The organism is Deinococcus ficus (assembly GCF_003444775.1).
GTDB lineage: Bacteria > Deinococcota > Deinococci > Deinococcales > Deinococcaceae > Deinococcus > Deinococcus ficus.
Genome location: NZ_CP021081.1, coordinates 471,932 through 494,650 on the forward strand (window position 1 = coordinate 471,932; position 22,719 = coordinate 494,650).

The following is a 22,719-nucleotide window of genomic DNA, read 5'->3' on the forward strand; positions in this document are numbered from 1 at the left end:
AGGCGCGGCTCAGGGCACCCGGACGGGCTCGGTGAAGGTCGCGCGGCGCTGCTGGGTGTCCGCGCCGATGGTGTTCGCGCCGGCCGGGGTGCTGCCGGCGTCCGGGATGATGTCCCCGGCGCCGTAATTGTCCCCGCCGAAGATGCCGCCCACCACGCCCACGCCGCCGGCGGGCGGGCCGCTCAGGCCCAGCGCCGTCCAGGGAATGGCGAGTTCCACGGTCTGCGCCGGCAGGCTGCCGGTGGCCGCGAACTGGTAGGCCGCGCCGTCCACCTGGGACACGGCCGCAGTGCTCTGCACCGTCCACAGCTGCGCCTGCTCGCCGCCGTACCGGGCGATGAAGGCGTCCACGCCAGGAATGCCCCCGGTGAAGGTCGCCGCGCGCGGCCAGGCGTTGAAGCCGTCCGCGGCCGTCGCGCCGCCCGCGCCGGTGTCCAGGTACAGGATCGCGCTGTTGCCGTCCACGCGGTACGTGTACGCGAGGTACAGGTACGTGGCGTCACTGTCGGCCTGCAGGGTCAGCCAGTTGTTGTTGTCCCCGAACACCCCGGCCGCCGGGCTCTGCACGTTCACCTTCGGGGCCGTCCAGTCGCCGAGCTGCCCGTCGATCACGTACCGGCTGGCGGTCACCGGGCGGGTCAGGGCGAAGTCCACGCCGGTCGCGGGGGCGGTCACGGTGCGGCCCGCGTCCGCGAAGCTGGCCGCCGACGCCCGGAGCGTCTGCTCACCGGCCGGGCTGAGCAGCGTGTACGTTCCGTCACTGAAGGTCAGGGCATAGTTCAGGTTCGGGTCGGCCGTGGTGGCCTCCACCAGCGCGTTCGCCAGCGGCTGCCCGGCGCCCGTCACGGTGCCCTCGATGGTGGCAGCCGGGACCGGCACCGTGATGAAGTCGTACGTGCCCGCGTACGTGGTGTCCGGCGCGCCCACGATCAGGCTGCGGTCCGGCTGGCCGGGGCCCTCGTACCCGCTGTTCCTCGCGCCGGCCGCGTCGTTGCCGAACTTGAACTTCACCTCGCGGAACAGCGGCAGGTCGATGTCCGTCTTCCAGACCCCGCGGCTCACCTGCGTCATCGGGTATTCCACCTGGCTGCCGGTGTCGAAGCGGCGCAGTTCCACCGGGCCGTTGCCCTGGCTGCGGGCGTCCACGGTAAAGGTCACCTTCGCGGTGTACTGCGCGCCCGGCGTCGCCGTCACGGCCGCGCCGCGGCTCTCGGCGCCCTGCGCGTCCACCGTCACCACCCGGAAGGTCGTGGCCGCGCCATTCGGCAGGCCCCGCACCAGGTAGCTGCCCTGCTCGCGGCCCAGCGGCGCGAAGTTCAGCAGCCGCTCGGTGCCGCCCGCGGTGCTCGCGTAGATGCGGTATCCGGTCACGGCCGCGTCGGTGCTGGGCGTCCAGGACAGCCGCGCGGCGCTGTCGCCGGGCTGCGCGGCCAGGTTCTGCACCTCCGGCAGGGCCGGGTTCACGGTGCCCACGCTGCCGCTCCCGGCCGGGGCGGTCACCGCCAGGGCTGTGCGGGCCGGCACGGTCCCTACCAGCTTCCCGCCCTCCACCTTCAGGCCGTGCGTGCGCCCGGTCACCTCGGTCAGGGCGGTACCCGCGAAGGTACCCAGCAGCGGAATCCCGCCGCCCGGCAGGCTGGCGAGGTCCACGGCCGCGTCCCCGCCGTTCACCACGAACACCACCGGCTGCCCCGCCGCGCCCGTCACGCCGCTCACCACCCGGCGGTAGGCCAGCACGGGCGCGCCGCCGTTCGGACGCCACAGTTCCTGCTGCGCGCCGCGCGTCAGCGCCCGGAAGGTCCACCGGGCCCGGGCCAGGGCGCCCAGACGCTCGTCCAGCGCCGAGGCGCCCAGCTGCGAGAAGTCCATGTCCTGCCGGTTGCTGTTCTCGGTGGTCTGGTTGTACGGGTCGCCCTCGCCCGGCTGGGCGATCTCGGTGCCCTGCCACACGCTGGGCGTGCCGCGCGAGAAGTACATCGTGGACAGCGCCAGGTCCAGCCGCTCCACCGCCTGTGCCCGGGTGCCGCCCCGGGAGGTGACCTCGTTCACGAAGCGCCGCACGTCGTGGTTGTCCACGAAGGTCGTCAGGCGCGTCGGGTCGCGGTACGCGCCGTCCTGCGCGAACACGTCCGCCACGCGGTCCAGGTTCCCGCCCGCGCTGCTCAGGTGGTCTTTCATCGCGAAATACAGCGCGAAATCGAACACGCTGGGCGACCCCAGCTCATCCATGAAGCGCGCCAGGTACGCGGGGTTCCCGTCGAACACCTCGCCCACCGACCACAGCTTCGCCGGGTCACCCACGCCGCCCGCCGCGAAAAACTGCGTCCAGTAGCTGTCCGGCACGTGCTTCATGGTGTCCAGGCGCAGGCCGTCGATGCCGGTCGTGTCCCGCCAGTACTTCACGAAGCTGTTCAGGTACGCCGTGACCTCCGGCAGCTCCTGCTTGAAGTCCGGCAGGCCCGCCAGCGGGCAGTCGGTGACCGGGGACGTGCTCGCGGCGCACTCGGCGTCGGTGTGGAACCATCCGGGGTTCGTCTTGGTGAGGGTGGCGCCGTACCCGGCGTGGTTCACCACGATGTCCTGAATCACCCGTATGCCGTTGCGATGCGCGGCCTGGATCAGCGCCTTGTACTCGTCCAGGGTGCCCAGGTGGGGGTCCACCTTGAAGAAGTTCTCGGCCCAGTAGCCGTGGTACCCGGCGAAGGCCTTGCCCTGGTTCAGGCCGTCCCCGGCGGTGATGGCCGGCACCTGCAGCACCACCGGCGTGACCCACAGGGCGGTGAAGCCCATGCGCTTGAAGTAGCCTTCCTCGATTTTGGCCTTGAGGCCCGCGAAGTCCCCGCCGTGCCACGCGAGGGGGTTGCTGCGGTCGGCGACGTCCCCGGCGTCGCGGTTCGGGCCGTTGTCGTTGGCGGGGGTGCCGTTGGCGAAGCGGTCGGTCATGGCAAAGTAGATCGTCTCGTCCCGCCAGTCGCGGGCCAGGGGGCCGTCGGGGTCGGGCGTGGGGGCGGGGGCGCAGGCGGCCAGGGACAGCGTGAGCAGGGCGAGCAGGCCGGGACGGGCCACAGACTGGAAGCGCTTCATTTCCGGGATCACTCCTTCGGCCAGGGGCGGCGCGGGCCTCATCCCCCGCGGCCACGTCCGGTTCCGGCCGGATGAATTGTCAAGCAACCCCCAGTATGCGCCCGTCAGCACGGGCTCCAAATCCGTTCAACCTTCCTGATCCGTTCATTCATGCCCGGCCCGCACACCGTCAGCGCGCTGACGGTCCCCGCCCGCCCCGCCCGCCTACCCTGGGGCATGAAAGCCACCTGGAACGGCACGGTCATCGCCCAGTCCCCCGACACGGTCGTCGTGGAAGGCAACCACTACTTCCCCGCCGACAGCGTGAACCCCGCCTACCTGCGCCCCAGCGCCACGCACACCATCTGCCCCTGGAAGGGCGAGGCCAGCTACCACACCCTGGTCGTGAACGGCCAGGAGAACCCGGACGCCGCCTGGTACTACCCCACGCCCAAAGACGCCGCGCGGCAGATCAAGGGCCGCGTCGCCTTCTGGAAGGGCGTGCAGGTCAGCGAGGACTGAACGGCGCCGCCCACCCTTCGGGAAGGGCCACGCCGGCCAGCTGCGCCGCCAGCCGGTACGCGGTGCTGAGGCCCAGTGTGTCCGCCTGCGGGCCGCCCAGCAGCAGGTGCACGCCCGGCGCGACCTCCCCGTGCCAGGGCAGGCCCGCCGGGTCGCCGTGCGGCAGGGCCAGCCAAGCGCCGGGTACGTCCGCGAGGCTCCGGCCGGTCTCCAGCGCGTCCGTGCCCAGGGCTGGCAGCACCTCCAGGGCGGAGACGAGGTCCTCCAGCGTCTCGCGGCGCAGGCCGGTGGGCACGCCGGTCAGCTGCCCGCCCTGCGGCGCGTAGCCGTGCGGGTCACGGTGATGCACGGGCGGGATGATGGTGACCCCGCCGCTCTGCGGGCGCAGCGTCAGGCCCGCCGCGTGAAGCACGGGCGTGGTGTCGGTGGTGGGCACGTTCAGGCGCGGCGTCTGCCGGTACGCCCGCGCGTGCCGGGTGTGCACGCCCAGGCCGTGCTCGGTGGCGTGTGGGCCGGCCGCGCCGAGCGCCACCACGACCCGCGGCGCCCGGACCTCGTGCGTCTCGTGCGTCACGATCTGGTGCGTGTTCGTGACCGTCAGCCGTTCCAGGCACGCGCCGCCCGGGATCAGGCTCGCGCGGGTGTTGAGCAGCAGGTCCGCGCCGGCCCGCACCGCCGCCTGCCCGGCCGCCAGGGCCAGCGCGCCCGGCCGGTACGTGAACGCCTCGTGCACGGCCGCGCGCGGCGCCCCGGCCGGGTCCACCACGCCGGCCAGCTCCGGGTGACGGGCCAGGACGGTGGCCGTGTCCTCCTCGCCGTCCTGGCCCAGGCTCAGCAGCGTCCGGGCCTGCCCCCCGGCCCCGCCGAAGCGGCCTTCGAGCTGCGCCCGCTCCCACTGGGCCTCGGCGTGTCGGGCTTCGGGCAGACCCGCCAGGGTCCAGAGGCCCGGCGCGAGGATCGTGGCGCCGTCCTCGTTCGGCAGGCCGCCCTCCTCGACCAGCAGCACCCGCCACTCGGGTTTCAGGTCCCGCAGGAAAAGCGTGACGGCCGTGCCCATGCGGCCGGCGCCCAGCACCAGCACGTCCCAGCTATCCGGCGTGAAGGGCTGCCCCACGTGCGCCCAGACCTGTCCCGCAGTGGCCGGGGCCATACCCGGCGTGTGCCCTGTCATCCCCGCATGATGCCGTCCCGGCGGGGAGTTCTCACGCGCCTGTCAGACGGCCGGATTCACGCGAAGTTTATACTTGCTGGCGTCATGCCCGTCCGCAACCCACTGCCCGGCCGCGCCGCCCTGCCGCTTCTGGCCCTCACGGCCGGGCTGGCCCACACCGCCCCGGCCCACGCCGTGACGCTGCGGGTCCTGGTGTCCAGCGGCGAGCAGGTCACCCTGAAAACCCCCGTGCAGACCCGCGCACCCCAGACCACCCCGGACCTGTCGGCCCCCGGGCTGCCGGCCGCGCCGGCCCCCGTGACCTTCACCACCTGGAAGGTCGGCGTGCTGGGCGGCAAGAAGGGCGGGAACCTCACCCTGAACGGTCAGGACGCCGGGAACACCACCCTGTACCTCGCGCCCACGCCCGGCAGCGTGGTGGAGATCAGCGGCAGAAGCTACCGGGGCGGCGTGCTGCTGCGCTCCCTGGACGGCGGCGTGCAGGCCATCAACGTGGTGGACCTGGAAGACTACCTGCGCGGCGTCGTCCCGGCCGAGATGCCCGCTTCCTGGCCCGCCGCGGCCCTGCAGGCGCAGGCGGTGATCGCCCGGACGTACGCGGCTGCGCGCGTGAACCCGGCCGTGCCGTACGACACCTGCGCCACCGAAAGCTGCCAGGTGTACCAGGGCGTCGCCGCCGAGAAGCCCGGCAGCGACGCCGCCATCCAGGCCACCGCCGGGCAGGTCATCGCGTACGGCGGCAAGGCGGCCACCACGTACTTCAGCAGTGACTCCGGGGGCTTCACGGCGTCCGCGAAGGAGGCCTGGAACATGGACCTGCCGTACCTGCCCGCCAAACCCGACCCGTTCAGCGTCGGGCCGCGCTCCCGCTGGCAGCTGGACCTGCCGGCCGCGAAGGTGCAGGAGCTCGCCGTGAAGTACGGCGCGAAGATCGGGACGCTGCGCGCCGTGACCGCCTCCCGCGTCAGCGAGTCCGGGCGGCCCAGCGAACTCACCCTGACCGGCAGCGCCGGCACGCACCTGATCCAGGGCGCCAAGGCCGGCGGGTTCATCCGCGCGCTGGGCGCCCCGAGCAGCCGCGTGAACCTGGGCATGCAGGGCGGCACCCTGACCCTGCAGGGCGCCGGCGCCGGGCACGGCGTGGGCCTGTCGCAGTACGGGGCGCTGGGCCTGGCGAACGCCGGGTACGACGTGCTGCACATCCTGGGCTTCTACTACCCGGGCACCCTGCTGAGCCGCCTGGCCGCCGCGCCGCGCGCCGATACGCCCCTGCTGGCGCGCACGCCCACGGCCGCCCCGGCCGTGCAGCGCCCGGCGCTGCATGCCGGCACCGCCCTGCCGGCCCTGCCCGCCAGCCCGCTGCTGGCCCGCGCGGCGCGCGGGACCGCCGAATGAGGGCGCTGCGGGCCCTGACGTCCCGCCTCGCGCTGCGGGCGCGGCCGCTGCTGCTGGCGGCCGGGCTGCTGGGCGCCGGCCTGTTCGGGCTGGCCGAGGCGCGCACCGTGAAGATCGTCAGCGCCGACACCCTGGAACTCAGGCAGGTGGATGGCCAGGAACTCGTGGTGATCACCGGCGAGGTCGTGGAGCTCCGCGTGGACGACGACGTCGTCAAGGCCCGCCGCGTCGAGTACAACCGCACCCGCCGGACCCTCACGCTGGTCGGCGCGGCCAGCTACTACAACGCCGCGGAAAAGCAGACCCTGACCGGCGAGAACCTGATCGTGAGCCTGGGCGACGAGCAGATCAGCGGCGAGGACGTCCTGATCAGCGACGCCGTGCTGGAGATCCGCGGCGCGGAAGTGGACCGCATGCCCGGGCAGATCCGCGCCAGCAGCGGGTACTTCACCACCTGCGCCCGCTGCGGGCGCACCGTGAACGACTTCGCGTTCCGCGCCGAGAAACTCATCGTGTACCCCGGTGACCGGCTGGTCGCGTACCGGGTGCAGGTGCTGATCCTGGACGTGCCGGTGCTGTTCCTGCCGGTGTTGGTCCTGCCCCTGAACGAGGAGGACCGCCAGCCGCGCTTCAGCGTTGGCCAGAGCGCCCAGGACGGCTTCACGGCCCTGGCCGACCTGCCCTTCAGCATCGCGGACAACACGCTGGGCACCACCCTGCTGCGCTTCTACCAGAACCGCAGCCCCAACTTCGGGGTGGGCGTGGCCCTGCGCTCGTACGCGCCGCAGCCCTACATCGACCGGCTCACGCTGTACACGCTGCTGAACCCCAAGCCCCTGAACCCGGACGGCACGCAGAACCCCGGAATGGACCTGGACCTGAACTTCAGCGTGACCGGCCGCTTCGCGCTGCCCAGCGCCGAGAAGGACGGCACGTACACCCTGCAGGTGGACCGCCGTGACATCGGCCTGGCCGAGACCGACCCCCTGAAGGGCGTGACCGACATCCGCTTCGGCGTGCATGCCGAGTACCCGCGCTTCACCGCCGACCTGAACTACGTGGACCGCTTCAGCCCCCGGCCCATCACCGGGCCTGGCGCGGTCAGCCTGGGCGGCACGGTCCTGCGGCAGCCGGAACTGATCATCGACCCCCGGCCGTACACCTTCGGGAACTTCAGCCTGGACTTCCGGGTCAGCGCCGGGCAGTACACCGCCGCCAGCAACCCCCTGTCCCGCAGCGCGCTCAGCCAGGGCCTGAACATCACCACCACCCGCCTGGAGGAAACGCACGACCTGAACTACACGGCCACGCCCTGGCGGGACGCGACCTTCAGCGTGCGCAACACCTTCACCGGCCGCTACTACGGCACCGGCGCGCGCACCGTGGACCTGAACCTCACCGCGAACCTCACGCAGCGCTTCAACGTCACGAACACCCTGAGCCTCAGCGCCGGGTACCTGCGCCGCGAGGGCACCAGCCCCTTCCAGTTCGACGCCATCAGCGGCCGGCTCCTGAGCGCCCCGGTCGCCCTGACCCTCAGCACCGTCCCGCTGAAGAACACCACCTTCGGCGCCACGTACAGCTACGACCTGTTCCGCCCCTGGGAGGAGCAGCGCCTGGCCTTCAACGTGGGCGTGACCGGCCCGCCCCTGAGCTTCAGCAGCGCCCTGAGCTACCAGCCGGTCACCGGCGTGATCGAGAGCTTCACGTACGACGTCACCCTCAGCGACCCGGAAGCCGGCACGCCCAAGGTCACGCCCGCCCGGCCCGCCACCGAACCCGCCGCGCCCGCCCGCATCGAGTACAGCAGCCGCTGGGCCGCGCCCCGCCTTACCCTCAATGCCCGCGGCGGGTACACCAGCGCGCAGGGCCCGCAGCCCTTCACGCTGACCGCCACCGTGACCGGCGAGGACCGCACCGACAACGTCAGCGCGTATCTCGTGCACGACCTGATCACGCCCGGCCTGCGCGAGTTCGGCGTGCGCTTCAACCTCAGCCCCGCCGAGGACGTCGTCCTCAACCCCATCCTGGTCACCGGCAGCGAGGCGTTCATCCTGGAACCCGCCGCGCGCATGGTCGGCACGTACACCGCGCTGTGGCGCGGCGAGTACCAGTTCCGCCACACCCACGACCTGCTGATGGTGACCCCGGAAGGCAGCCGCAGCAGCGGCACCATGACCTTCTCCGTCGGCACCGTGGACGGCCGCGCCACCGCCTGGAGCGTCACCTACGGCGGCGCGTACGACCTGCGCCGCACCGGCTTCATCGCCCCCACCCTGGACGCCGTCGTGCGCACCGACTTCGGCCTGCCGGGCGCCGGCCGCACCCTGGGCCTGCGCACCATCGTGGCGATCCCGGGCCTGGACCAGCCGCGCCTGGAAGTGCGCCGCGCCGAGGTGCAGACCGCCTGGCAGTTCGGCAGCCGCGCCGCCCTGAGCGCGAACGTGGTGTACAACCGCACCCGCACCGGCACGTACCCCGACGACACCGCCACCGAAACCCTCACCCTGGCACCCCTGCGCGTGGCCTTCGCGTTCGGCCGGGTCGAGCAGCCGGACGTGTACCTCACCGCCCGCCTGGAACAGACCTACACCTGGGTGAACGGCATCCGCACCGACACCAGCCCCATCACGCCGGTGGTGGGCGTCATCCTGAACCGCTGCTGCTGGGCGGCCTCCGCCGAGGCCGACTTCGCGCAGGGCCGCTACCGCCTGGCGATCGGCCTGCCCGGTCAGAGCTTCTACCCGCTGCTGGACCTCGTGGACGGCACCTTCCGCTTCCCGCTTCTCACCCAGCCGTGACCCCCACCCCGGAGGTGCCCATGCCCCACCCAACTCCCGCCTGCCCGCGCCTGCTGGGCCTCACCGCGCTGCTGGGCGCCCTGCTCACCGCCTGCACCGGCACCACCGAGGACCTCCCCGTGATCCGCCTGGCCCTCCTGACCGACGGCGGCCAGACCCTGCGCACCCTCACGCCCGGCCCGGAAAGCGCCGCGAACACCGACGACGCCACCCTGCCCATTCAGAACGGCGTGAGCGTGGACGTGCTGGCCAACGCCACCCGCTACGCCCTGACCCGCCGCGCCGGCATCGAGGCCCGCCCCGCACCCAATACCCCGCCCGCCGAGGGGCAGGCCTTCACCGCCCCGCCCGCCGCGCAGTTCCCGGCCGGACCGTGCTTCACGGCCGTGGCCCTCAGCGCCGGCCGGGACCGGCTGCTGGCCCTCAGCGACTGCCCGAACGACGTGCAGCGCCTCGCCCTGTACCGCGCGGACGGCAGCCTCGTGTGGACCGCGCGGCTCCCCGTGTACCTGCCACCCTCCGGTCAGGAGGACGTCCCGCCCGTGCGGCTGGCGGTCCTGACCGGCCCCGGCACGGAACTGGGCGTCGTGGCGCGGCCCGTGCTGGGCGGCGGCAGCGAGGTGCTGCGCGTGGCCCCCGCGCAGGTCGGGAGCCTGGTCGCGGACGTGGTGAGCACCGTGAACACCCCGGTGATCCGCGACCTCGCCCCGTACGCGGGCGGCGTGGTGGCCGCCACCGACACCGGCCTGCAACCCCTGCGGGACACCGGCGCCCTGAACCCGGAAGCGACCCTGCGCGCTTTCGGCACCACCCGGTACGACCGGGTGTGGAGCGTGCCCGTGGGCGGCACCCCGCTGCTGGCCGCGTGGCGCAGCAACATCCGCGCCGGCACCACCTCCCAGCCCCTGCGGCTCTGGGACGGCCGCGCCACCCAGACCGACAACTCCGCCGCCACCGTGGACGCGTTCGTGGCCGACCTGCGCGACGTGACCGTGGACCCCCAGGGCTTCCTGTACGCCCTGACCGCCACCACCCTGACCCGTTACGACACTGCGCTCGGGCTGGCGCAGGGCAGCTGGCGGTCCCGGCTGCTGCTGTCCGGCCTGACCGACGCCCGCAGCGTCACCTGGGTGCTCCCCTGAGGTCACCAGGCCGGATCAGCCGTTCCTGACCCTCACCTGCGGCGGGCCCAGCAGCGCCAGCAGCAGCGCCGGGACCGCGCCCCGCGCCCCCAGCACCGGCGGCCCGCCCCGCACCAGCAGCGTGATCACCACCCCGCTTCCCGGGTGAAAGCCCAGGGCCGCGCGGGTGCCGCGCGCCACCCCGTCGTGCCAGCGGACGTCCCCGGACACCAGCCAGCCGGGCGCCACGCCGCTCAGGTGCGCCGGGCGCGGCCGCGGGTGGGTCACCTCCGCCCAGTGCAGGCCCGCCCGGCCGTCCAGGTGCGCCTGCCCGAACCGCAGCAGGTCCGCGGCTGTGCCGTACAGGCCCCCCGCGCCCGCCAGCGGCCCGAAACCGGTCACGGCGGTGGGGCCTAGCGGCCCGGTGGGGCGCACCACCCCGGGCGGCGGGGCCAGCGTGAGGCCCGGCAGGCCCAGCGGCCCCGTGACCAGGCGCGCCAGGGCCCGTCCGTACCCGGCCGCGCTGGTCGCCTCCCCGGCCGCGTGCGCGCAGGCCAGGGCCAGCAGGCCGGCGCCCAGGTTCGAGTACACCAGCCGCCCGGCCGCGCGCAGGTTGGCCCAGCGGGCGGCGCTGGCGATGACGTCCGCGGCGCTCATGCCGCCGTAGGGGTCGTGGTACCGCGTGAAGGTCGTGACCATCGCCCGCGCCGGATGCATCGGCAGGCCCGCGGTGTGGGTGGCCAGCGCCCGCGGCGTGAGGGCGCCCGGCAGGCTCCGGAACGGGCCCCCCAGGGCGCGCAGCGGCGCGTCCCAGGCCAGGGCGCCCTCGCGCACCAGCGCCCCGGCCAGCGCGGCCGTGACGGGCTTGGTCACGCTCGCCAGCTCGAACACGCCGTCGGCCGGGACACCGCCCAGCGGCACGAGCACGCTCTCGTCGCCTCGCGTCATGCCCAGCACGCCGCCCCGCGCGTACACCGCCCCCACGGCCGGCAGGTCCGGGCCCACGTCGCGGCCCAGCAGGCGGGTCAGGTCCGGCTGCGCGGCGCGCAGGGGATCACGGCGGAACATGCCCGCAGCGTACGCCCCCACCCCGGCTCGCCGCCCCGGCCGGTCCCTTCACGAATGGCCCTGCGCCGCTTTCCTGATCCCCCGCCGCTTGACATGGCGGGCTGCGGCCCTTAACCTTCTCTCCGCTGGTCCGCCAGCCGCAGTCTCAGAATGGTCCGGTAGTGTAGCGGTTAGCATATCTGCCTGTCACGCAGAAGGTCGCGGGTTCAAATCCCGTCCGGACCGCCAGAAAGAGAGAACGAGACCCCACCGGGGTCTCGTTCTTCCTGTGCGGCCCGCCCGGACTTGCGCCATCTGGCCGATGCCCGCCCCGGCCGCCCTGAGGGACACTGCGCGGCATGCCTTCCCCCGACTGGCCCGCCGACCCGCAGCAGCTCCGCCTGGAGGTGCACGCCCTGCGGGACGCGCTGATCGCGGCGCTGGACGCAAGGGTGCCGGCACAGGCGGTGCGGGGCGTGTACTTCAAGGGCAGCGCCAGCAAGCCCTGGTACGCGCCGCTGGATTACGTGCCGGAACTCTCGGACCTGGACCTGCACGTGTGGTTCCACGACGACGCGGCCCCCGCGTGGCTGGCGCGATTCCGGGAGGCCGTGTTCGCGCTGGAGTTCGCGCAGGACGCCGAGGACCGCTTCTTCCAGGCGTGCCCGGCGCCGCTTCACATGCCGCGCCCCCAGCTGCTGCTGCTGAACGGGGTGGCCCTGAGCGGCTGGACGCGGTCGCACGTGCAGGTGCTGCGCGGCGAGCCCTACCCCGGCGCGGAGGCGACCGCCACGGAGGACCGCGCCCGGCTGCTGGAGGTGAGCGCGCAGGCGGCCGGGCTGGGCCTGGACCTGCTCGACAAGGTGGGGCCGCAGCTGTGGACGGCGCTGCGGCAGCTGAACTGGCGGGTGTCGCCGCTGCCGGCCCGACTGCTCAGCGCCGCCGGGGCGGGCCCGGGGGTGTGGCACGCGCCGCGCAGCGTGCTGCTGGCCGACCTGGACGCGCGGGCGCTCGGGGCCGTGGCGGATGAACTGCGCGCCTACTACGCGCACACCTGGGCGGCCTTCGAGACCGGCTGGCGCGACGCGGCCCTGATGCGCCGGGCCGTGCTGCACGCCCTGGAGGCCCTCCGGCAGGCGGCGCGGGCGGTGGATGGGGGAGAAGGGGGGAACGCTTAACGCTTTTTTTTCGCTGCGTGGCGTATCATGCGCCCCGGTTTCGCACGGCGTCCGTGAGCAGTGTCTGTTCCGAACCCCGCGCACGGCGAGCCTACCCCTGCCCCGGAGGACGCCTGCACATGACGACTGTTCCTGACCCCAGCTTTTCCACTGTTGACGCCGCCGAACTGTACCAGGTGCCGAACTGGTCCGGCGGCTGGTTCCGCGTGTCCGACAAGGGCCAGGTGGAAGTCACGCCCAGCCCCGGCCTGCACGCCCCCCTGCGCGCCATCGTGGACGAGATCGTCGAGCGCGGCGAGAGCCTGCCCGTCATCCTGCGTTTCCCGCAGGTGATCGCCGGGCGGGTCAAGCACCTGAACGAGGCCTTCCAGAACGCCATCCAGGAGTACGGCTACAGCGGGCACTACCAGGGCGTGTTCCCGATCAAGGTCAACCAGCGCCGCATGGTCGTCGAGAGCGTGGCGGCCGCCGGGTACGACTACGCGCACGGCATGGAGGCCGGCAGCAAGGCCGAGCTGGCGCTGTGCCTCGCGCAGCGGATGCACCCGGACGCCTTGCTGTGCTGCAACGGCTTCAAGGACGACGGGTTCATCAAGCTGGCCCTGTGGGGCCGGACGCTGGGCAAGAACGTCGTGATCACCATTGAGAAGTTCACGGAACTGGACCGCATCCTCAAGCAGGCCAAGGCGCTGGGCGTCAAACCGGTGGTGGGCGTGCGCTTCAAGCTGCACGCGCGCGGCTCCGGCCAGTGGGAGGAGAGCGGCGGGGACCAGGCGAAGTTCGGCCTGAACGCCTACGAGCTCCTGCGGGTCGTGGAGCGCCTGAAAGAGGAGAACATGCTGGACAGTCTGGTGATGCTGCACACCCACATCGGGTCGCAGATCACCGACATCCGCCGCGTGAAGGTCGCCGTGCGCGAGGCGGCGCAGACCTACGCCGGCCTGATCGCCGCGGGCGCCGACCTGAAGTACCTGAACGTCGGCGGCGGCCTGGGCGTGGACTACGACGGCTCCAAGACGACCTTCTACGCCAGCATGAACTACACCGTCAAGGAGTATGCCGCCGACATCGTGTACACCGTGCAGGAGGTCTGCAAGGCGCGCGAGGTGCCCGAACCCGTGCTGGTCAGCGAGTCCGGCCGGGCCCTGACCGCGCACCACGCCGTGCTGATCCTGCCGGTCGTGGACGTCACCGGCCCCACCCGCAACCTGGAAGCGCAGGAGATCGCCGAACCCGGCGAGGACAGCCACCAGATCGTGCGGGACATGTACGAGATCCTGCAGAACATCAGCATGCGCAACTACCGCGAGATGTACAACGACGCGGTCGGCGACAAGCAGACCCTGCACAACCTCTTCGACCTGGGCTACGTGACCCTGCCGGACCGCGCGACCGGCGAGGCGCTGTTCAACGCCATCCTGCGCAAGATCGCCAAGCTCATCCAGAGCGAGAAGTACGTCCCGGACGAACTGGAGGACCTGCAGAAGGTCCTGGCGGACAAGTACATCTGCAACTTCTCCCTGTTCCAGAGCCTGCCGGACAACTGGGCCATCCAGGCGCTGTTCCCGATCGTGCCGCTGGACCGCCTGAACCAGAAACCCACCCGGCAGGCCACCCTCGTGGACATCACCTGCGACAGCGACGGCAAGATCGAGAAGTTCATCGACCTGCGCGACGTGAAGGCCACCCTGCCCCTGCACGAGCCCGGCGACACCCCCTACTACCTGGGCGCCTTCCTGATGGGCGCCTACCAGGACGTGCTGGGCAGCGCGCACAACCTGTTCGGGAAGGTCAGCGAGGCGCACGTCACCGTGCGGCCCGGCGGGCGCTTCAACATCGACCTGTTCGTGCGCGGCCAGAAGGCCCGGCGCATGATCGAGTCCATGGGCTACGAGGAACCCATGCTGCGCGACAGCATCGAGGACCAGGCCGACGCCGCCATCAAGAAGGGCACCCTGACCGACGAGCAGGAACACGAACTCCTTGAGGACTACGGCGAGGAACTGCTCGGGTACACCTACCTCGAATACGAGAGCTGAACCCCATAAGTGGCCCTGCGGCGCGCCTGACCTCCGGGTCTCGTGCGCCGCCTTGCACGTGCCCGGGCCCGGCATGTGAGGGCCGCGTCAGAGTCCGCGTGCCACACTTGAACCGTGCTCCGCTTTCCGGTCCGTTCAGCGCCCCTCCCCTCCGCCTCCCCCTGAACCCATGACCGCTGCCCAGGACCCCACCCCGACCCCCCCGGCCTGCCTGCTGCACCGGGCGCAGGCCGCCCGTGCCGACTGGCTGAGCGGCACGCACGACCTGCACCCCTTCGCGGCCCTGTTGCAGGAAGCGCGCGACCTCGGGGAAGAACACCTGGAGATGGAGATCCTGTCCCTGTACAGCCGCTGCCTGGGCGAGCAGGCCGGGGACGTGGCCGTGCACGCCCTGTACGAGGACGCCCACCGCTACGCCCGCGCGCACCTCACCCCCACCCGAGGCGGGTACCGGCTGGCCCGCACCCTGAACGCCCTGAGCACCGTCGAACGCCGCCAGGGCCGCCTGGACGAGGCGATGGCCCACGTGCTGGAGGCGCACGAGTACGCCCGCCAGCACGGCGACCTGGAACTGCGCTTCCTGATCATGAACAACCTGGGCGGGTTCCTGCAGTACACCGGCGACGACCGCCACGCCCTGGCCCGCCACGAGGAAGCGTACGACCTCGCCTGTCAGCTGGGCCGGGTGCGCTACCGCTGCATCAGCCTGACCAACCGCATGATCAGCGCCGCCCGCCTCGGCGAGCACGAGGCCGTGCAGGCCCTGCACGACGAACTCGAGGCCTGCCTGAGCGACCCGGCGCTGACCCAGGACCCCCGCGAATTCCGCTCCCGCGCCGCGCTGGCCCTGCACCTGAGCCTGCACGCCCAGCAGCGCCCCCGGGAGGCGCTGGCCTGCACCGACCGCGGCCTGGCCTGCATCGCCGGGGACGAGGCCGGGGCGGGCCGCATCGCGTCGGAATTGCACTTGGCGCGCGCCGCGAACCTGCGGCAGCTCGACCGGCACGCCGAGGCCCTGACCGCCGCTGAGACCGCCCTGAAGCTCGCCGAGGCGCGGCAGGAACCCCTGGACCAGCTCGCCGCGCACGAGGAACTCAGCCGCCTGCACGAGCAGCTCGGGGCCCCGGTGCTGGCCCTGGCGCACCTGAGGTCGCACCACACCCTGCAGCAGGCCCGGCAGGAACAGCAGCGCCGCGCGCACCAGCACGCCCTGGACGCCGACCTGCGCCTGCACCGCCTGGAGATGGAGATCCAGCTGGCGCACGGCCGCAACGACGAACTGCAGCGCGCCAACCGCGAACTGCAGCGCCTGCAGGACGAGCTGCGCACCCGCATCACGCACGACTCGCTGACCGGTCTGCTGGAACGCGAGGCCTTCCGCGCGCAGGTGAATGCCCACCTGCAGACCATGCCTGCCCACGCCCAGGCGGCCATGCTGTTCATCGACCTGGACAGCTTCCGCGCCATCAACGACCTGTACGGCCACCAGGTCGGGGACCTGCTGCTGCGCGCCTTCGCGGAGCGGCTGGTGGCCGCCACGCCCCCAAACGCGCTGAGCTCCCGGCTGGGCGGGGACGAGTTCATGGTGTTCCTGCCGTCCCCCATGACCGAAGAGAGCGTGGAGCACCTCGCCGCGGGCCTGCTGGGCGCGCTGCGCGAACCGTACCGCGCCGCCGGGCGCCTGATCGAGATGGGCGCGTCCCTGGGATACGCCCTGGCCCCCCGCGACGCGCACACCGCCGCCACCCTGCAGCGCCAGGCGGACCTCGCCATGCACCACGCCAAACGCAGCGGGCGGCACGTGCTGAACTTCACGCCGGAAATGCAGCGCGAGCGCGACGAGCGCCTGTACCTGGAACGCGAACTGCAGGGCGCCCTGGCCCGCGACGAGTTCACTCTGCACTACCAGGGCCGCTTCGGCCTGCCGGCCTGCGGCCTGGCAGGCTTCGAGGCGCTGCTGCGCTGGGACCACCCGGTGCAGGGACGGATCAGTCCGGACAAGTTCATCCCCCTGGCCGAGCGGTCCGGGCTGATCCTGCCGCTGGGCGCCTGGGTGCTGCGCCGCGCGTGCGAGCAGGCGGTCACCTGGAACTTCCCCGCGCGGGCCCTGAGCATGTCCGTGAACGTCTCGGCGCTGCAGTTCGAGCAGCCGACCTTCGTCCAGGACGTCCGCGCCGCCCTGCAGGAAACCGGCCTGCCCGGCGCGCAGCTCGTGCTGGAACTCACGGAAAGCATGCTGCTGCGCGACCTGGGCCTGGCCCGCCAGCACATCCAGGCCCTGCGGGAACTGGACGTGCAGGTCGCCCTGGACGACTTCGGGCAGGGCTACAGCAGCCTGAGCGTGCTGCAGGACCTGCACTTCGACCACCTGAAGATCGACCGGGCGTTCATCCGCAGCGCCAGCACCGCCGACCCCGAGCAGAGCGGCGGCAGCCGCAACGCCCGCACGGTGCTGGAGGTCATGCTGCACCTCGCGCACCGCCTGAACATCCACGTCACCGCCGAGGGCGTGGAGACCGAGGAACAGCTGCAACTGCTGCACGAACTCGGCTGCGATGACGTGCAGGGCTTCCTGCTGGGCCGCCCGGTGCCCGCCACGGCCGCCGGCGACCTGCTCGGCCCGCTGCCCTGAAAGGAGCCGGGGGCGCCCCGGTCTCCTTTTCCGGCGCCCGCATCGGCTAGGCTGTGCCGTATGTCAGACGCACCACTCACGCTGGAAATCGAGAAACTGGTCGCCGGAGGTCTGGGGCTGGCCCGTGACGAGTCCGGCGTGATCCTCGTTCGCGGGGCCCTGCCCGGCGAGCGCGTGACCGTCCGCGTCCGCACCGGCCGCGGCGTGCGCCAGGGCGAGGTCATCGAGATCCTGCGCCGCAGCCCCGACCGGGTGGACCCGCCCCACGGCACGGCCCTCCCCACCGCCGACCTCGCGCACGCCACTTATGAAGCGCAGCTCGCCTTCAAGAAAGCCTTCGTGGAAGAAGCCCTGACCCGCATCGCCAAGGTCCGGCACGGCGTGAACGACACCGTCCCCAGCCCGGAAGCGTGGCACTACCGCAACGCCGCGCAGTACCTCGTCACCCCCCAGGGCCTCGCGTACCGTGAACGCCGCGGGAACGACCCCCTGGTCGTCGGACAGGACCCGCTGGTCATGCCGGCCATCCAGGCCGTGGTGGACCGCCTGGACCCCGCCCTGCTGGACCCCGCCACCGAGATCGCCTTCCGCGCCAGCCGCCTGACCGGCGAGGTCGTCGCCGCGATCATCGGCAGCGGCGAACCCCGCGCGTACCTGCGCGCCAGCGACCACCTGATGGACGCCGGCGTGGTCGGCGTGTCCCTGGCCCAGCCGGCCGGGCGGCGCTTCAGCGCCGGCGTGCAGCTGATCGCCGGGGAACGCGACATCCTCGAACAGTTCGGCGACGTGCAACTGCGCGTCTCGGCCACCGGCTTCGCGCAGGTCAACCCCCAGGCGGCCGGGCTGGCCTACACGCACGCCGCCCGCCTCGCCGGGAAAGGCGACCACGCCGTGGACCTGTACGGCGGCTCCGGCGCCATCGCCCGGCACCTCGCGCGGAACTTCCGCCGCGTCACCGTGCTGGACTCCGCGCAGGAAGCCCTGGCCCGCGGCCGGCAGGACGTGGAAAAAGCCGGCGAGTCGAACGTCACCTACCGCCACGGGGACGCCGCGAACTTCAGCGAACTCGGCACCGACGTGATCGTCGTCGACCCCCCCCGCGCCGGGCTGGACGAGGAAGCCCGAGACCAGATTCACGCCAGCACCGCCGACCGCCTCGTGTACGTCTCCTGCGACCCCGCCACCTGGGCCCGCGATGTCGGCGACCTCGTGCGGCGCGGCTGGAAACTCGGCGAGGTCACCCCGCACGACTTCTACCCGCAGACCAGCCACGTGGAGATCGTCAGCGTCCTGAACCGCTGAGCCCAGGAACGCGGGCGGAGGTCACGCCGTACCGGGAAGTATGCGACCCCCGCCTGGAGCCGACGTCTTCCCCTCTTTCTCCCCGCGTTTCCGGACAAAGCTCTCCCGGCGCTGGCGGACCGGCGCCCTCCTGGGCGGTCTGGCGGTGACCGGCCTGCTGAGCGGGTGCACGTCGGCAGAACAGGTAAAGAAGGACCGGCAGGCGCAGACGCAGCGCATTCAGGCCACCCGTTACCGGCAGCTGTGTGTGGCGGCCATCGAGCGTTACCGCGTGGCGGATGGCCGCTCCGGTCAGGACCTCTCCCCGCTGAACGACCAAGGGTGTAGCTCCCCGCTGCTCGCTCCTTTCGGCGCGGTGCAGGAGCGGGCGGCCACGGTGCAGGACAGCCGCATTTCCATCGATCCGGAGCGCCTGAGCGACTACACGGTCCGCATCACGGGGCTGGACGGGCAGGCGTACGTGTACCGCGACGACGGGAAACGCGCTGCGGCTTTGCAGGAGGCGGCTGAGTCTCTGCCGCTCGATGAACCGGTGGACGCCGGCGGCGGCCAGCGGCCCGAAGCAGAGTGAAGTCCTGACCCATTATCCAAAGCGCCCTGGATCCCGGTTCAGGGCGCTTTCGGGTTCACGCTCCAGGCCGCGGCAATGGCGGCGTATCCATCAGGGTCAAGGGCCTTCAACGCAGCCGGGGTGTTGGGCGGCGCCTTGTCCTTGGTCAGGCCGAAATAGATCTCGCTGAGGGTCGCGAAGTATTCGCGCGGGTTGCGGTCGGCGTAATGATCGCTGGTCAGGTCGTCGCGGTACAGGCGGGCGGCGTGGGCCCGGTCATAGGCCGCCTGGATGGCAGGGCTGGCGAAGTTGAACTTCAGGTCCTCGAAGGCGTGGGCGAACTCGTGCAGCATGAGCGTCGGGTGCCCGGCGTGGCTCTGGATCAGCGTGCTGGGGTGCGGAACGGTGATGGCGCCCACATCGCGGGGCACGCCTTCACGCAGGACTGTCCAGGTGTACTGAAGGGACCTCCATGGCAGGAAGCGCCCCCGGTAGTAGGCGAGGTATTCGTTGCCAACACGCATGCCGTCCGAGTCCCGTTCCCAGTCCGGATCAAGTTCCAGGTAGATCGGCGTTTCTTCCCGCAGCAGGCGCACGTGCGGTGCGGGCAGCGTGCGGCTCACCAGGGCGAGCTGTTCGTCCAGGCGCCACTCCAGGCGCTCCATCAGGTCGGGGTGGTCCTGCAGTTCCGGCGAGACGAACAGCTGAAAGCCCTGCAACGTGCGGGCCTCGTATCCGAGCGCAATCGGGTTCGGGGCCCGCAGGCGTTGCGTGGCGACGCCGGCCGCGCTGAGCAGGGCGAGGGCCGAGAGGGGCAGGAGAAGGCGGAATCGGCGGCTCATTGTCACCGGGTACGACGTGAGGAACGCGGTCGTTCCCCTCGGGTAGGCTCGGGGCATGCTGAGGGTGCAGGTGCTGGGTGAGCCCGGCGGGGACAACGCGCTGTTCGTGACTGCCGATGGGGGGCAGGGTCTGACCCGGCTGCTGCTGGATTGCGGCGGGCGCACCGTGGACGCCCTGCCGTTCGGTGAGGTGCAGCAGATCGATCACCTGCTGTTCTCGCACCTGCACATGGATCACGTGGCGGGGTTCGATGCGTTTTTTCGCGTGAACTTCGAGCGGACCGCGCGGGAGAATCATTTGTGGGGCCCGCCGGGTGCGGCGCGCATTCTCTCGCACCGGTTCCAGGGGTTCTGGTGGAATCACGCGCCGGACCTGCGGGGCACGTGGTTCGTGCACGAGGTGGGGGAGGGGGCGGTGCAGTCCTTCCGGTTCGAGGCGCACGAGGCTTTCGAGGTCCAGCACGAGGCCGGGCGGCGGCCGCACGACGGGGTGATTCTGTCCACGCCGCAGGTGAGCGTGCAGGCCGTGTCGCTGCGGCACCAGGGCGTGAGTCTGGGTTTCATCCTGCGCGAGCCGGAGCGGGTGAACGTGAACGCGGCTGCGCTGGCGGCCCTCGGGGTGCCGGGGGGGCGGTGGCTGGCGCAGCTGAAGGCCGGCGTGACCGGGCAGCTGGACGTGAACGGCGTGCTTCATGACGCCGCAGAGCTGCGCGCCCGGCTGTTGCAGAGCGAAGCCGGGGAGAGTGCCGCTTACTTCACGGACTTCCTGCTGGACGAAGGGGAAGTGCAGCGGCTCGCGCCCCTCCTGAGGGGCGTGCAGACGCTGTACGTGGAGGCGCAGTACGCGCCTGCGGACGCGGCCCTGGCCGCCCGGCACCACCACACGACGGCCGTGCAGGGCGCGGCCCTGGCGCGCGCGGCGGGCGTGCAGGCCCTCGTGCTGCTGCACGTCTCCCGCCGCTACGACCCTCCGGCGTGGCAGGCCATGTTGCGGGCGGCTCAGGAGGTCTTTCCTGCGGCGCGGTTCCCGGACGGCTGGTTCCGCGGGTCCTGAGGGGCCGAGCATGAATGCGGCCTGAACCCCGACTGACAGGCAGCGGACCGGGGCGGGTGCAGACTGGGCGCAATGCGAATCCAACCCTATCGGTGTCTCCGGCAGGCCAAGAGCGAGTGGCGCGTGAAGTACGGGTGCCGCAGCAACGGGGGACGCACCGGGCGCGTGATGGTCAGGCGGACCCGGCGCCGGTAGGCCCGCGGTCGGCCAGCCGGAACAGCGCGCCGGCCGGGGTGTGCGCGCAGGCCACCTGACCGCCCGCGCGGCGGGTACGATTCGGGCATGAACCACACCCGCACCTGGACGGACATGTACGGCAGCGCCTGCGCCAGCTTCGAGGGCCGCGCCGGAGGCCACACCTGGCTGGTGGCCGCGCCGCCCGATCTCGCGGCCGCCGTGCCCGCCCAGCTGGAGGGCGTGGACGGCAAGGGCACCGTGGAGCTGCTCGTCCACGAGGGCCTCACGCCGCTGCTGGCCACCGCGCGGGAGATGCAGCCCCGCGGCGTGCTGATCGTGGCGCCCGAGGCCTTCCAGGCCGGCCCGGCCGTCACGGTGGAGGCCCGCACGGTGGAACACGCGGAGAACGCCGCGTACCAGGAGGGCGGCGCGTTCCCCGCCTGGACCGCCGCCGGGCCCCAGAGTGGCTCGGCGCAGGGCGAGTGCCCGGCCGCGAGCGCGGTGGCCTCGCTGGACCTGCCGGTGCGGCTCGCCACGCCCGGCACGGTGCGGGAGGTGCTGGAAGCCTGGATGGACGCCACGCCCCACGGCCGCTGAGTGCCGTGACCATTCGGGCCGGGCGGGGCGGGGTACACTCCGCCGCGTGACGGCCCCCGCTGCCCCTCTTCCGGACCAGGTGGTGCGGCACCTGTACGTGCACGTGCCCTTCTGCCCGAGCATCTGCCCGTACTGTGATTTTCACGTTCTGACCCGCCGCGCCGGGATGGTCGAGGCGTACCTGGCGCGGCTGGAGCAGGAGGCGGCCGAACTGGCCGGGCAGTACGACGTGCAGCTGGACACCGTGTACGTGGGGGGCGGCACGCCCAGCTTCCTGCGGGACGCCGAGATCACGCAGCTTGCGCGCAGCGTGCAGCGGCACCTCGGCTGGGGCGGCGTGGAGAACACCCTGGAAATCAATCCGGGTACGGTCAGCGCGGACCGCGCGGCGCTGTGGCGGGACCTGGGCTTCACCCGGGCGAGCGTGGGCGTGCAGAGCCTGCACGATCCCACCCTGAAGTTCCTGGGCCGCACGCACGACGCGCAGCAGGCCCGCCGGGCCGTGCAGACCCTCACGGCCGCGGACTTCCGCGTGAGCGGCGACCTGATCACGGCCGTGCCCGGTCAGCCGCTGGAGGCCGACATTCACGGCCTGGTGGACCTGGGCGTGGGGCACGTGAGCGCCTACACGCTCACCATCGAGCCCGGCACTGAGTTCGCGCGGCGCGGCGTGACCGTCCAGGAGGACGACGAGCGCGCCGGCTTCGAGCGGACCGAGGAACTGCTCTCGGCGCGGGGCTTCACGCGTTACGAGGTCAGCAATTACGCCCTGCCCGGGCAGGAGTCGCGTCACAACCTCGCGTACTGGCACGGCCGCACGTACCTGGGCCTGGGGCCCGGCGCGGCGGGGCATTACCCGGCGCCGGCAGGCCGCGGGCTGCTCACCACGCGCCGCACCAACCCGCACCTGCACGACTGGCTGACCGGCGCGGCCGGGGAGACGCTGCCGGTGGACGCGGTGGAGTACGTCACGGACGCCCTGTTCATGGGTCTGCGCCTGCGGGAGGGCCTGGACCTGCGGGCCCTGGCGGCGCGCAGCGGCGTGGACGTCGCCGCGCGGTACGCCGCCGTGATCGAACGGAACGTCCGGCGCGGCCTGCTGACCCTGCACGGCGCTCAGCTGCGGGCCACGCCGGACGGCTGGTGGGTCCTCAACCGCGTTGTCGCGGAATTTCTGGACGAGGACGGCTGAGCGCCCCGCGCGGCCGAATTCACCATTCCCGGTTGT

At 72.3% G+C, this 22,719-nt stretch carries 16 protein-coding genes and 1 tRNA gene; 13 read left to right on the forward strand and 4 right to left on the reverse strand.

The features are described from left to right. Positions 1 to 9: 9 nt before the first annotated feature. Complete coding sequence (locus tag DFI_RS02355) at positions 10 to 3,084, reverse strand: alpha-amylase family glycosyl hydrolase (protein ID WP_027463319.1); 3,075 nt, start codon at positions 3,082 to 3,084, stop codon at positions 10 to 12. Between the two features lie 216 nt (positions 3,085 to 3,300). Between DFI_RS02355 and DFI_RS02360 the strand changes: the two genes are divergently transcribed. Next, positions 3,301 to 3,585: a DUF427 domain-containing protein gene (locus DFI_RS02360; RefSeq protein WP_027463320.1), complete on the forward strand. Its 285-nt coding sequence runs from the start codon at positions 3,301 to 3,303 to the stop codon at positions 3,583 to 3,585. On the opposite strand, the gene DFI_RS02365 is transcribed toward DFI_RS02360, so the two are convergent. After that, entirely contained in the window at positions 3,572 to 4,735 is a 1,164-nt protein-coding gene (locus tag DFI_RS02365; RefSeq protein WP_027463321.1) for an FAD-binding oxidoreductase/lyase, read from the reverse strand. The two genes, DFI_RS02360 and DFI_RS02365, sit on opposite strands and share 14 nt — an antisense overlap. Before the next feature lie 105 nt (positions 4,736 to 4,840). Here DFI_RS02365 and DFI_RS02370 point away from each other — a divergent pair, with 105 nt between their 5' ends. From DFI_RS02370 to DFI_RS02380, 3 genes are read left to right on the forward strand one after another with little or no spacing between them, the layout of a single operon-like run. Further along, positions 4,841 to 6,151, forward strand: coding sequence for a SpoIID/LytB domain-containing protein (locus tag DFI_RS02370; protein ID WP_081425881.1), 1,311 nt, complete (start codon positions 4,841 to 4,843; stop codon positions 6,149 to 6,151). Then, positions 6,148 to 8,952, forward strand: coding sequence for a hypothetical protein (locus DFI_RS02375; RefSeq protein ID WP_027463322.1), 2,805 nt, complete (start codon positions 6,148 to 6,150; stop codon positions 8,950 to 8,952). The genes DFI_RS02370 and DFI_RS02375 overlap by 4 nt, the downstream gene beginning before the upstream one ends. A gap of 20 nt (positions 8,953 to 8,972) precedes the next feature. After that, positions 8,973 to 10,094, forward strand: a complete 1,122-nt coding sequence (locus DFI_RS02380; protein WP_051307939.1) for a hypothetical protein — start codon at positions 8,973 to 8,975, stop codon at positions 10,092 to 10,094. 15 nt (positions 10,095 to 10,109) lie between these two features. On the opposite strand, the gene DFI_RS02385 is transcribed toward DFI_RS02380, so the two are convergent. Further along, positions 10,110 to 11,141, reverse strand: coding sequence for a serine hydrolase domain-containing protein (locus DFI_RS02385; RefSeq protein ID WP_027463324.1), 1,032 nt, complete (start codon positions 11,139 to 11,141; stop codon positions 10,110 to 10,112). A gap of 152 nt (positions 11,142 to 11,293) precedes the next feature. On the opposite strand from DFI_RS02385, the gene DFI_RS02390 reads away from it, so the two are divergent. The 6 genes from DFI_RS02390 to DFI_RS02415 all read left to right on the forward strand — a co-directional run bounded on the left by DFI_RS02390 (position 11,294) and on the right by DFI_RS02415 (position 18,842). Beyond that, a tRNA-Asp gene (locus DFI_RS02390) sits at positions 11,294 to 11,369 on the forward strand. 110 nt (positions 11,370 to 11,479) lie between these two features. Further along, the gene (locus tag DFI_RS02395) at positions 11,480 to 12,298 is read left to right on the forward strand and encodes a hypothetical protein (RefSeq protein WP_043778489.1); all 819 of its coding nucleotides are present in this window, start codon (positions 11,480 to 11,482) and stop codon (positions 12,296 to 12,298) included. Between the two features lie 119 nt (positions 12,299 to 12,417). Next, complete coding sequence (speA, locus tag DFI_RS02400) at positions 12,418 to 14,337, forward strand: biosynthetic arginine decarboxylase (RefSeq protein WP_022800276.1); 1,920 nt, start codon at positions 12,418 to 12,420, stop codon at positions 14,335 to 14,337. 169 nt (positions 14,338 to 14,506) lie between these two features. After that, positions 14,507 to 16,969 (forward strand): EAL domain-containing protein, encoded by a 2,463-nt coding sequence (locus tag DFI_RS02405; protein WP_051307924.1) that lies wholly within the window; start codon positions 14,507 to 14,509, stop codon positions 16,967 to 16,969. Positions 16,970 to 17,029: 60 nt separating this feature from the next. Continuing rightward, the gene (locus DFI_RS02410; RefSeq protein WP_027463325.1) at positions 17,030 to 18,271 is read left to right on the forward strand and encodes a class I SAM-dependent RNA methyltransferase; all 1,242 of its coding nucleotides are present in this window, start codon (positions 17,030 to 17,032) and stop codon (positions 18,269 to 18,271) included. A 145-nt stretch (positions 18,272 to 18,416) separates the two neighbouring features. After that, entirely contained in the window at positions 18,417 to 18,842 is a 426-nt protein-coding gene (locus DFI_RS02415; protein WP_027463326.1) for a hypothetical protein, read from the forward strand. Between the two features lie 38 nt (positions 18,843 to 18,880). Here the strand turns inward: DFI_RS02415 and DFI_RS02420 are convergent, their stop codons facing one another. Next, the gene (locus DFI_RS02420) at positions 18,881 to 19,663 is read right to left on the reverse strand and encodes a hypothetical protein (protein ID WP_027463327.1); all 783 of its coding nucleotides are present in this window, start codon (positions 19,661 to 19,663) and stop codon (positions 18,881 to 18,883) included. A gap of 55 nt (positions 19,664 to 19,718) precedes the next feature. On the opposite strand from DFI_RS02420, the gene DFI_RS02425 reads away from it, so the two are divergent. The 3 genes from DFI_RS02425 (at position 19,719) to hemW (ending at position 22,683) form a co-directional block, all read left to right on the forward strand. Beyond that, positions 19,719 to 20,717 carry an MBL fold metallo-hydrolase gene (locus DFI_RS02425; RefSeq protein WP_027463328.1) on the forward strand — a complete coding sequence of 333 codons (999 nt, stop codon included), beginning with the start codon at positions 19,719 to 19,721 and terminating at the stop codon, positions 20,715 to 20,717. Positions 20,718 to 20,999: 282 nt separating this feature from the next. Then, positions 21,000 to 21,491 (forward strand): hypothetical protein, encoded by a 492-nt coding sequence (locus tag DFI_RS02430; RefSeq protein ID WP_027463329.1) that lies wholly within the window; start codon positions 21,000 to 21,002, stop codon positions 21,489 to 21,491. A 46-nt stretch (positions 21,492 to 21,537) separates the two neighbouring features. After that, on the forward strand, positions 21,538 to 22,683 hold the full coding sequence (hemW, locus tag DFI_RS02435; protein WP_027463330.1) for a radical SAM family heme chaperone HemW: 1,146 nt from the start codon (positions 21,538 to 21,540) through the stop codon (positions 22,681 to 22,683). Positions 22,684 to 22,719: the final 36 nt, after the last annotated feature.

Bases quoted from the DNA above. Each gene is read 5' to 3' on its own strand.
- DFI_RS02355 (WP_027463319.1), bottom strand. From the start codon at position 3,084: ATGAAGCGCTTCCAGTCTGTGGCCCGTCCCGGCCTGCTCGCCCTGCTC.
- DFI_RS02360 (WP_027463320.1), top strand. From the start codon at position 3,301: ATGAAAGCCACCTGGAACGGCACGGTCATCGCCCAGTCCCCCGACACG.
- DFI_RS02365 (WP_027463321.1), bottom strand. From the start codon at position 4,735: ATGGCCCCGGCCACTGCGGGACAGGTCTGGGCGCACGTGGGGCAGCCC.
- DFI_RS02370 (WP_081425881.1), top strand. From the start codon at position 4,841: ATGCCCGTCCGCAACCCACTGCCCGGCCGCGCCGCCCTGCCGCTTCTG.
- DFI_RS02375 (WP_027463322.1), top strand. From the start codon at position 6,148: ATGAGGGCGCTGCGGGCCCTGACGTCCCGCCTCGCGCTGCGGGCGCGG.
- DFI_RS02380 (WP_051307939.1), top strand. From the start codon at position 8,973: ATGCCCCACCCAACTCCCGCCTGCCCGCGCCTGCTGGGCCTCACCGCG.
- DFI_RS02385 (WP_027463324.1), bottom strand. From the start codon at position 11,141: ATGTTCCGCCGTGATCCCCTGCGCGCCGCGCAGCCGGACCTGACCCGC.
- DFI_RS02395 (WP_043778489.1), top strand. From the start codon at position 11,480: ATGCCTTCCCCCGACTGGCCCGCCGACCCGCAGCAGCTCCGCCTGGAG.
- speA (WP_022800276.1), top strand. From the start codon at position 12,418: ATGACGACTGTTCCTGACCCCAGCTTTTCCACTGTTGACGCCGCCGAA.
- DFI_RS02405 (WP_051307924.1), top strand. From the start codon at position 14,507: ATGACCGCTGCCCAGGACCCCACCCCGACCCCCCCGGCCTGCCTGCTG.
- DFI_RS02410 (WP_027463325.1), top strand. From the start codon at position 17,030: ATGTCAGACGCACCACTCACGCTGGAAATCGAGAAACTGGTCGCCGGA.
- DFI_RS02420 (WP_027463327.1), bottom strand. From the start codon at position 19,663: ATGAGCCGCCGATTCCGCCTTCTCCTGCCCCTCTCGGCCCTCGCCCTG.
- DFI_RS02425 (WP_027463328.1), top strand. From the start codon at position 19,719: ATGCTGAGGGTGCAGGTGCTGGGTGAGCCCGGCGGGGACAACGCGCTG.
- DFI_RS02430 (WP_027463329.1), top strand. From the start codon at position 21,000: ATGAACCACACCCGCACCTGGACGGACATGTACGGCAGCGCCTGCGCC.